General features: G+C 67.4%; 10 protein-coding genes and 2 pseudogenes. 9 read left to right on the top strand and 3 right to left on the bottom strand.

What is annotated here, in order from left to right; translation table 11 throughout:
• Positions 1 to 308 (bottom strand): transposase family protein (locus tag V5F48_RS24580; protein ID WP_394260590.1); only part of this gene is annotated, 308 nt, incomplete at its 3' end.
• A gap of 166 nt (positions 309 to 474) precedes the next feature.
• Between V5F48_RS24580 and V5F48_RS24575 the strand changes: the two genes are divergently transcribed.
• The 9 genes and pseudogenes from V5F48_RS24575 to V5F48_RS24535 all read left to right on the top strand — a co-directional run.
• On the top strand, positions 475 to 1,215 hold the full coding sequence (locus V5F48_RS24575) for an IclR family transcriptional regulator (protein ID WP_394260589.1): 741 nt from the start codon (positions 475 to 477) through the stop codon (positions 1,213 to 1,215).
• Positions 1,212 to 1,991, top strand: a complete 780-nt coding sequence (locus tag V5F48_RS24570; protein ID WP_394260588.1) for an enoyl-CoA hydratase/isomerase family protein — start codon at positions 1,212 to 1,214, stop codon at positions 1,989 to 1,991. Before V5F48_RS24575 ends, V5F48_RS24570 begins: the two co-directional genes overlap by 4 nt.
• A gap of 5 nt (positions 1,992 to 1,996) precedes the next feature.
• Positions 1,997 to 3,625, top strand: coding sequence for an acyl-CoA mutase large subunit family protein (locus V5F48_RS24565; RefSeq protein ID WP_394260587.1), 1,629 nt, complete (start codon positions 1,997 to 1,999; stop codon positions 3,623 to 3,625).
• Positions 3,622 to 4,065, top strand: coding sequence for a cobalamin B12-binding domain-containing protein (locus V5F48_RS24560; RefSeq protein ID WP_394260586.1), 444 nt, complete (start codon positions 3,622 to 3,624; stop codon positions 4,063 to 4,065). The genes V5F48_RS24565 and V5F48_RS24560 overlap by 4 nt, the downstream gene beginning before the upstream one ends.
• The gene (locus V5F48_RS24555) at positions 4,062 to 5,189 is read left to right on the top strand and encodes a CaiB/BaiF CoA transferase family protein (protein ID WP_394260585.1); all 1,128 of its coding nucleotides are present in this window, start codon (positions 4,062 to 4,064) and stop codon (positions 5,187 to 5,189) included. Before V5F48_RS24560 ends, V5F48_RS24555 begins: the two co-directional genes overlap by 4 nt.
• On the top strand, positions 5,186 to 6,085 hold the full coding sequence (gene meaB, locus V5F48_RS24550) for a methylmalonyl Co-A mutase-associated GTPase MeaB (RefSeq protein ID WP_394260584.1): 900 nt from the start codon (positions 5,186 to 5,188) through the stop codon (positions 6,083 to 6,085). Before V5F48_RS24555 ends, meaB begins: the two co-directional genes overlap by 4 nt.
• Before the next feature lie 123 nt (positions 6,086 to 6,208).
• Positions 6,209 to 7,417 carry an ABC transporter substrate-binding protein gene (locus V5F48_RS24545; RefSeq protein WP_394260583.1) on the top strand — a complete coding sequence of 403 codons (1,209 nt, stop codon included), beginning with the start codon at positions 6,209 to 6,211 and terminating at the stop codon, positions 7,415 to 7,417.
• Between the two features lie 109 nt (positions 7,418 to 7,526).
• On the top strand, positions 7,527 to 7,772 hold the full coding sequence (locus tag V5F48_RS24540) for a Rossmann-fold NAD(P)-binding domain-containing protein (RefSeq protein WP_394260582.1): 246 nt from the start codon (positions 7,527 to 7,529) through the stop codon (positions 7,770 to 7,772).
• Between the two features lie 12 nt (positions 7,773 to 7,784).
• Positions 7,785 to 8,093 (top strand): annotated as a pseudogene (locus V5F48_RS24535) (SDR family NAD(P)-dependent oxidoreductase); the annotation flags it as partial.
• Here V5F48_RS24535 and V5F48_RS24530 read toward each other — a convergent pair.
• Positions 8,065 to 8,991, bottom strand: a pseudogene (locus tag V5F48_RS24530) (IS701 family transposase); the annotation flags it as partial. The pseudogenes V5F48_RS24535 and V5F48_RS24530 overlap by 29 nt on opposite strands.
• A 33-nt stretch (positions 8,992 to 9,024) precedes the next feature.
• Positions 9,025 to 9,237 (bottom strand): transposase (locus V5F48_RS24525; protein WP_394260581.1); only part of this gene is annotated, 213 nt, incomplete at its 5' end.

The raw sequence follows: 9,237 nt of genomic DNA, 5'->3' as shown, positions 1-9,237 counted from the left end.
ATGAAGCAGCTCTGGAACTGCTCGGCATCGAGCGCCGCGAACAGGTCGCCCAGCTGGTCGTGCAACGGCGTGCCGTTCGCGATCGGCCGGAAGCGGCGCAGAGGCTCCAGCTTCTTCTTGCCGAACTCGGCGATCTCCACCCAGCTCTCGGCGGCGGCGAGGACGGCGACCAAGCACAGGAGCAGCACCTCGTCGAGCCGATACCACACCTTGCCGACCTGGCGCGGATCTTCCAGGGGCTCGAAATGCTCCAGCCACCCACGCACTTGGTCAAATGCGCGCTCGGCTTGCGTCTCGGCCTGCCCCATCGTCCTTGTCCTCCGCGAGTCAAGAGGACACCGACAGATTCAGCCTTCGCGGGAATTGTCACGCGGAGATTCACCCGATTGCCCTGGCACACCGCCGCCGGCCAGTTGACAATATCGTCCAACTATATTTTCATATTATAAATTAAATTTCGGATATATGAAATAAATGAGCGCTGTCCGATCCGCCTCCCGGGCCCTTCAGATTTTCGAGGTGTTTGGCGCCGAGGGGCGCCCGCTCCTGCTGACGGAGATCGCTCCGTCCATCGATGTTCCGCTGTCGAGCTGCTACGGGTTAGTCCAGACCCTGCTGGAGCGGGGCTATCTTTATGCGGTGAGCCGGCGGCGCGGCTTTTATCCCACCCGCAAGCTCCATACGCTCTCCACCGCCATCATGGCGAAGGACGCCTATCTCCAGCGCCTTCTGCCCCATCTCGAGCGGCTGCGCGAAGCGGTGAGCGAGACGGTGATCGTGGGCACGCGCCAGAACGACCAGGTGCTCTATCTGGAAGTGCTCGAAGGTCCGCAGACCATCCGCTATTCGGCGCGCGCCGGCGACTTCAAGCCGCTGCATTCGAGTTCCATCGGCAAGGCCTTGTTGTCCCTCGCTCCGGATGACGGCGTGGACACCCTCGCGGCCAAGGCACCCCTCCCGGCGATCACGCCGAACACCATCACGGACCGGGACCGGCTGAAGGCGGATCTCAAGGCAGGCCGGGCGCGGGGCTACTTCATGACCCGCGGGGAGAACGTGGTGGATGTGACCGCGCTCGCCGCGCCCATGGAACTGGACGGGATGACTGTTGGCATTGCCATCGCCGGTCCCAGCTACCGGATGGAACAATCCATGGAGACCTTGGCCGACCGCCTGCTCGATTCGGTCGGCACCATCAAGGCGGCCGCGTCATGACAGTGCAGACACGACAGCTGCGGGTGACTGTAACCGGCGCCCGCCTCGACGTGGTCATCGACCGTCCCCAAGCGCGAAACGCCCTGAGCCTGGAGACCCTGCACGAGCTGGAGATGGTCTTCACCCGCTTTGCCGACGTGCCGGATCTTAATGTGGCCGTCCTCACGGGCGCCGGGGATCGGGCCTTCGCTGCCGGTGGCGACCTGAAGGAGCTGAACCACCATCGCTCGGAAGCCCAGGCCGGCGCCCTGTTCGATGCCGGATGCGCGGCGCTCGATGCGGTGCGCCGGTTCCCGCTGCCGGTGGTGGCGGCGCTGAACGGCGTCGCTTTGGGTGGCGGCGCGGAGCTGGCCATGGCGTGCGACTTCCGCCTGGCCGCCGTCCATGCGGCCATCGGCTTCGTGCAGGCGCAGCTGGCCATCACCACGGGCTTCGCCGGAATCGCCGACCTCCAGGCGGCCGTGGGGCCGCGCAAGGCCATGGGCATGATGCTCTCCGCCCGCGTCTTCAAGGCGCCTGAGGCCGAGGCGCAGGGCCTGTTCGATGCCGTGGCGGGGGAGAGCGAGCCCCTGGAGGCCCTCGTCTCCCGCTTCCTCGCGCCGATCCTGGAGCGCCCGCCGGCGCTGGTGCGCGACATCAAGGCCGTGGCGCGCGCCGGCAGGGACCCGCAGCGGCGCGCCGCCATCGCCGAGGAGGAGCGGGCGCGCTTCATCCGCGCCTGGATGAGTGAGGAACACTGGGCCGCCGCCGAGCGCTTGCTGGCCCGCAGGAGCTGAGACCCATGACCGCCCTGAAGCAGAAGCCGGACCTCGATGCGGAAGCTCCCCGCGGCATCTCGCCGGTGACTCCGTCGGGCGTGGACGCGCCCCGCGTCGTCACCGCGGACATGGTGCCCCACGGCGCGCCGGAGCTTCCGGGAGACTATCCGTTCACCCGCGGCATCTTCCCGGACGGCTTCCGCGGCCGGGCCTGGACCATGCGGCAATATTCCGGCTTCGGCACCGCCGAGGAATCCAACGCGCGCTACCAGTTCCTGCTGCGCGAGGGGCAGACGGGCCTCTCGGTCGCCCTCGACCTGCCCACCCAGTGCGGCTACGACCCCACCGATCCCATGGCCCGCTCGGAGATCGGCAAGGTGGGCGTCTCACTGTCGAACCTCTCCGAGATGGAGATCCTGTTCGACGGCATCGACCTCACCAAGATCTCCACCTCCTTCACCATCAATGGGACCGCGGCGCTCATCTACGCCATGTACGTGGCCTGCGCCGAGCGGCGCGGCATCGATCCGGCGCTGCTCACGGGCACCATCCAGAACGACATCCTGAAGGAGTATGTGGCGCGCGGAACCTGGATCTTCCCGGTGCGCCCCTCCATGCGCCTGACGGCGGATTCCATCCTCTACGCCAACAGGACGACGCCGCGCTTCAACCCCATCTCCATCGCCGGCGCCCATATGCGCGATGCCGGCTGCAACGCCGTGGAGGAGATGGCCTACACGCTGGCCAACGGCCTTGCCTATGTGGACGAGCTGCTGCGGCGCGGCGGCAATGTGGAGAAGTTCGCCAAGCGCCTCTCCTTCTTCTTCTACGTGCACATGGACCTGTTCGAGGAAGTGGCGAAATTCCGCGCCGGACGGCGCATCTGGGCACAGATCATGAAGACGCGCTACGGCGTCACCGATCCCAAGGCGCAGATGTTCCGCTTCGGCGTGGTATGCGGCGGCTCATCCCTCGTGGCGCCGCAGCCTCAGAACAACATCGTACGCGTCGCCATCGAGACGGTGGCGGCGGTGCTCTCGGGCGCCCAGTCCATCTTCACCTGCGCCTATGACGAGGCGTTCCAGATCCCCACCGAGACCTCCGCCGAGATCGCGTTGCGCACCCAGCAGATTGTGGCGCTGGAAAGCGGCGTGGCGCGGAGCGTCGATGCCCTGGGCGGCTCCCATTATGTGGAGTGGCTCACCGACGAGATGGAAAAACGCATCCGCGAGCGCATGGACGAGGTGGAAGCCTATGGCGGAGCGGTCAAGGCCATCGAGGACGGATGGCTGCAGATGCGCGTCGCCCAGCGCGCCCACGAGCGCAAGCGGCAGATCGATTCCGGCGCCTTCCCGGTGGTGGGGCTCAACGTCTTCCGCAAGGAGGACGAGGACCGCGGCGCCGTGGAGGTCTTCCGCATCGACCCCAAGGCGAGCCGCCGCGTGATGGAGAAGTACGAGGCGGTGATGGACCGGCGCGACAATGTCGCCGTCTCCCGCGCCCTCGACCGGCTCGGCGCCGCGGCCGCCGACGACGGTGAGAACATCATGCCGTACCTCGTCGAATGCTGCCACGCTTACGCCACCGTCGGTGAGATGGTGGCGCGGCTCAAGGCCTGCTGGGGCGAGTTCCAGGAGCCCATCCGGCTATGAGCGACATCCTCGAAACCCCCGCTGCTTCCGCCGCTCTGCTCAAGGGCAAGCGCATCCTGGTGGCCAAGCCCGGCCTCGACGGCCACGACGTGGGCGCCAAGGTGATCGCCTTGGCGCTCCGCGATGCGGGCGCCGAGGTGATCTATACGGGCCTGCGCAAGAGCCCCGGCTTTATCGCCCGCGTGGCGGTGGACGAGGACGTGGACGCGGTGGGCCTGTCCATCCTCTCCGGCAGCCACAAGGAATTGGTGGCCGATTCCATCGCCGCGCTGGCGCAGGAGGGGGCCTCGGCCATTCCCGTCTTCGTGGGGGGCACCATTCCCGCGGAGGACGTGCCGGCCCTGCTCGAGCTCGGCGTCAAGGCGGTCTTCACGGCCGACATGAAGCTTGAGGACGTGGTGGCCGAGGTGGCCGCAGGCCTTCAGAGGGACCCGGCATGAGCGGGCCGCTTTCCGGAATCCGCATCATCGAGATCGGGCACATGCTCATGGGCCCGTACAGCACCATGCTGCTGGCGGATCTGGGCGCGGACGTCATCAAGGTGGAGCCGCCGGAGGGCGATATCGGCCGGCGCATCAGCCCGCACACCATCGGCGGCCACAACGCCTATTTCGCCAGCCTCAACCGCAACAAGAAGAGCATCGTGCTCGACCTCGCCAGCGGCGAGGGGCAGCGCAAGCTGGGTGACCTGGTGATCGGCTCCCATGCGCTGCTCACCAACCTGCGACCCTCCGCCATCCGCAAGCTGGGGCTCACCTACACGCACCTGAAGCGCTGGAACCCGCAGATCGTCTGCGTGGCGCTCACCGGCTACGGCCTCGACAGCCCCTATGCGGAGCGCCCGGCCTATGACTACGTGATCCAGGCGCTCACCGGCATCATGGCGCTCACCGGCGAGCCGGACGGGCCGCCGGTGAAGACCGGCTATTCGGCCGTGGACAATTCCGCCGGCATCATGGGTGCGCTGGGGCTCGTGGCGAAGCTGCTCGAAGGCAAGGGCGGGCAGGTGGACATCGCCATGTACGATGTCATGCTCTCCCAGCTCAACTACATTGCCGGTGCCTGGCTCAATGCCCGCGAACCGGCGCGGCGCATGGACCGCTCCGCCCATCCCTACATCGTCCCCGCGCAGATCTTCCCCACCCGGGACGGCTGGATCGCGCTCTTCATCACCCATGACGATTTCTGGCGTCGGTTCGCCCAGGAGCTGGGGCAGGGGCACTGGCTGACCGACCCGCGCTTTTCCACCATGGATGCGCGCCGGGCCAACCGCGACCTGGTGCTGGGCGAGATCGAGGCGGTGCTGAAGGGCGAGGGGGCGGATGACCTGGTGCGACGCCTGTCGGCGCTGGGCGTGGTGGCGGCCGGCGTCGAGACGCTGGAGCAGGCGCTCGCCAGCGAGCACACCGCGGCACGGGACATGGTGGCCCAGGTGGACTGCGGCGGCGCCACCATTCGCGTGGTGGGCAATCCCATCAAGGTGATGGGGGCCAAAGAGCATTTCGCGCCGCCGCCCCTGCTCGGCGAGCATGACGACCTCGCCGATGGAGGGCACGCGGCATGAACGTGGCCCCGCGCACCCCGATGCTGGATCGGCGCGCGCTGGGCCGGGCGCTGTCGTGCGCCGCCGATGCCGCGGTGGCGGACATCCTCAAAGCGCCCCACGGTGAAGGCGGGCACCTGGCCCGCCGCATCGGCGTGACCGGGCCGCCGGGCGCCGGCAAGAGCACGCTCATCGCCGCTCTGGCCCGCCATCGCCTCGCGCGCGCCGGCCGGGTGGCCATCGTCGCCATCGATCCCACCAGCCCCAAGACTGGTGGGTCCATTCTAGGCGACCGCATCCGCATGGATGCCCTGGTGGACGATCCGCGCGTCTTCATCCGCTCCATTGCCAGCCGCGGCGCCACGGACGGCCTTGCCGACAACCTGCCCGAGATCCTCGGCGTGTTCGACGATTTCGGCTTCGACGAGATCATCCTGGAGACCGTGGGCGTCGGCCAGTCGGAGTTCGCGGTGCGCGAGCTGGTGGACGTGGAGCTTCTCGTGCTCTCCCCCGGCGCCGGTGACCAGATCCAGGCCATGAAGGCCGGCATCCTGGAGACCGCCGACATCTATGTCATCAACAAGGCCGACCAGCCCGACGCCGCCAAGGTGGAGGCGGAGCTGAAGGCGACGCTCGCCCTGACCTCCCCTGGCGATCCGCCGCCGGTGCTGCGGGTGCGTGCCGATGCGGGCGAGAATATCGCCGCCCTCGACGACGCCATCGAGGCCGCCGCGGCACGTCAGGCTGCGGACGGTGACGGCGCGCGGCGCCGACGGGCCCGCCAGAGGATCAAGGGCCTCGTCTGGCGCCAGCTCACGCGGATCCTCGCGGACCTGCCGCAGGAGGCGTTCGAGCAGCCGCTTCCCGACCTTTACGCCACGGTCCTTTCCGGCCTCGCCGAAGGAGAGGCCGGCTGAAGCCGAACCATCACGCCAAACGCCGGAAAACAGGCGCGCAATCAGACCGCTGCCGAGCGGCACCGCAGGTCAATAAGACGTCCTCTAATAGGGGGAGGAATTATGAAGATGAAGCGAATGATCATGGCACTCGCTCTGCTCACGAGCGCGGGAATTGGTCCGGCTGCGGCCGGAAATGGGGCGGTCAAGATCGGGGTCCTGTCCGATATGGCCGGGATCTACTCCGACATATCCGGCGCGGGCGCACTCATCGCCGCCCAGCTCGCGGTGGAGGATTTCGGCGGCAAGGCGCTCGGCAAGCCCATCGAGCTCATCTCCGCCGATCACCAGACCAAGCCCGACGTGGGCCTCGCCATCGCGCGCCGGTGGATCGACAGCGAGGGCGTGGACGCCATCGTCGATGTCCCGGTCTCTTCCATCGGCCTGGCCATCCAGGCGCTCACGCTGGAGAAGGACAGGATATTCCTGAACTCCTCCGGCGCCGCCTCCGACTTCACCGGCAAGGCGTGCTCGCCGGTGGCGTCCCAATGGCCGCACGACACCTATATCATGGGGACGAGCATCGGCCGCGCCGTGGTCCAGTCGGGCGGCAAGAGATGGTTCTTCCTGACAGCGGACTACGTGTTCGGCCACAATTTGGAGCGCGACACCATGGCGGCCGTGCTGAAGGCGGGCGGAACCGTGCTCGGCTCCGCCCGCCATCCCCTCAACACGCAGGACTTCTCATCGTTCCTGCTGCAGGCCCAGTCATCCAAGGCCGATGTCATCGGGCTCGCCAATGCGGCCGGGGACACCACCCAGGCGATCAAGCAGGCGAGCGAGTTCGGCCTGAGCGCCGGCGGTACCCGGCTCGCGGCCACCCTCCTCTTCATCACCGACGTCCATGCCATGGGGCTGAAGATCGCGCAAGGCACGGTTCTGACCGAGCCGTTCTACTGGGATCTCGACGACAGCAGCCGCGCTTGGTCCAAGCGCTTCATGGCGAGGATCGGAGGCAAGGCGCCCGGAACGCTCCAGGCCTCGGTGTACAGCTCCGTCCTGCATTATCTCAAGGCCGTGGAGAAGGTCGGATCCACCGACGCAAGGAAGGTCTCCGCGGCCATGAAGGAGATGCGGATCAGCGACGCCCTCATCAAGGACGGCTACATCCGGGCGGATGGACGGGTGATGCGGGACTATTACCTGTTCCAGATCAAGGCGCCGGAAGAATCAAAGTACCCATGGGACTATTATAAGCTCATCGTAAGGATACCGCCGGAGGAGGTCACCCGTCCCCTGTCCGAAGGCGGCTGCCCGCTCGTCACGGAGGCAAAGGCCAGCCCGGCCAGATGACAGGTGGACGAGCGGGAGAGCGGAAAGATGGCTGGCCTCAGCCATCCCGCCGCGGGGCCCATCCACGACACAGGCGGGGATCAGCCCCGCCGCATGAGAGAGGCGAGGATTGAGGTATCGCCCCAACACTTTTATCGGCGGCGCCCGGATAGGCGCGCCGGCGACGCTTCCGGTGATCAACCCTTCCGGCGGGCGCGTGATCGGGGAGATTGCCCGCGGCGGCAGCGCCGAGATCGGGAAGGCCGAGAGCGTGGACAAGGCGGTCAAGGAGGTCCTCGAGCGCGCAGGGCAGCTTCATATCGTCGTCAACAATGCCGGTGTCACCCACCGCAACCAACCCCTGCTGGATGTATAGGAAGAAGAGTTCGACCGCGTGTTCGCGGTCAACGTGAAGCCGATCTTCCAGATGGCGAAGGCGGTCGTGCCCCACTTCCGGGCCCATGGCGGGGGCGTCTTCCTCAACATCACCTCGACGGCCGCCGTGCGGCTGCGGCCGGGGCTCACCTGGTACATCGGCTCCAAGGGCGCGGCAGAGGTGATCTCCAAATCCACGGCGGTGGAGCTCGCGCCCGACCGCATCCGCGTGAACGCGCTCGCGCCCGTGGCGGGCGAGACACCGCCGCTCGCCACCTTCATGGGCGAGGACACGCCTGCTCGCACACCCAGCGCGCCTTGATGGCGGCGGCGAGCTTCTTGAGGGCGGCTCCGGCGGGCAGGTTGGAGAGATAGTATTTGCGCTCGCCCGAAGACCGCCACTCGCCCACCAGCCAAGCCTCTTCCCCTGGCATATGCTGCTGGCCTTTGTCATGGATGCGCTGGGGCGGCCCGTCGGCGATGCGGATGCGACAGGCGGCAAAGCGGGCGCTTAAGGGTCCCTTGGTGCCGCGCCGCCAGGAGACCTTGCGCCATCGGGCTGTAGCCAGCACCGTCTCGGCGGACACGGACAACTGGTCCGGGATCTGGTTCTTCCGAGGCCGGCCACGCCCAGCAACGGGGAAGATAAGCGCAACATCGGCCGGATAGACCTTCTGATGCTTCGGGATGCCCACGGCCCAGGTGAGACCGCGCCCGCTCAGGCCTTGGCGGAAGGACGCGGACAGGCCATAGCCGGCGTCGGCCAGCACCAGGCCGAAGCGCACGCCCTGCGCCGTGACGCGATCGATCTCCTGAAGGGCGATCTCCGGCTTGGAGCGCGGCGCCTGGAACGGCTCAGGCACGCCGGCAGTGACCATGCGTTCGACATCGCTGGTCCAGCTCTCGGGCAGGAACAAGCGCAATCCCAGGGCGACGGGCACCTCGTCCCTCGCCAGGGTCACGGAGACCAAAGTCTGGCAGTTGGCGCGCTTGCCGAGCATGGAAGCGTATTGCGGCGCCACGCCCACCGAATGGCTGCCCTTCTTCGGGATGCCGGTATCGTCGATGACGAGGACGGCATCGGAGCCGCCCACGAGGCGGTCGGCGGTGCGGGCGAGTTCCGCTTCGAGTGGTCCCTCGTCCCACAGGCCGTCGCAGATGAAATGGTGGAAGCGGTCGTACCGCGCCGGATCAAGGCGCTCGGCCATGGGCGGGAGTGTCAGGAATTTCGTGTGGGGGCGGCGGGTTGAAGATCAGGCCGCCATGGCCTTTGTGAAGCGCTCCCCGAAGATGACGGCGAACTGCGCCTTTGCCATCGCCCATTCACGAGGTGCCATCTTCCACTCCTTTTCGGCCCGGTTCAAGACCAGGAAGAGGAGCTTCAGGGCGGCCTCGTCGGTGGGGAAGTGCCCCCTGGCGCGCACGGCGCGGCGCAGCTTGGCGTTGAGCGCCTCGATGGCATTCAT

This window comes from Xanthobacter autotrophicus ATCC 700552, assembly GCF_043194565.1.
Classification (GTDB): domain Bacteria; phylum Pseudomonadota; class Alphaproteobacteria; order Rhizobiales; family Xanthobacteraceae; genus Xanthobacter; species Xanthobacter autotrophicus_F.
The sequence above is the reverse complement of the archived record's forward strand: the minus strand, read 5'-3'. Positions and strand labels throughout refer to the sequence as shown.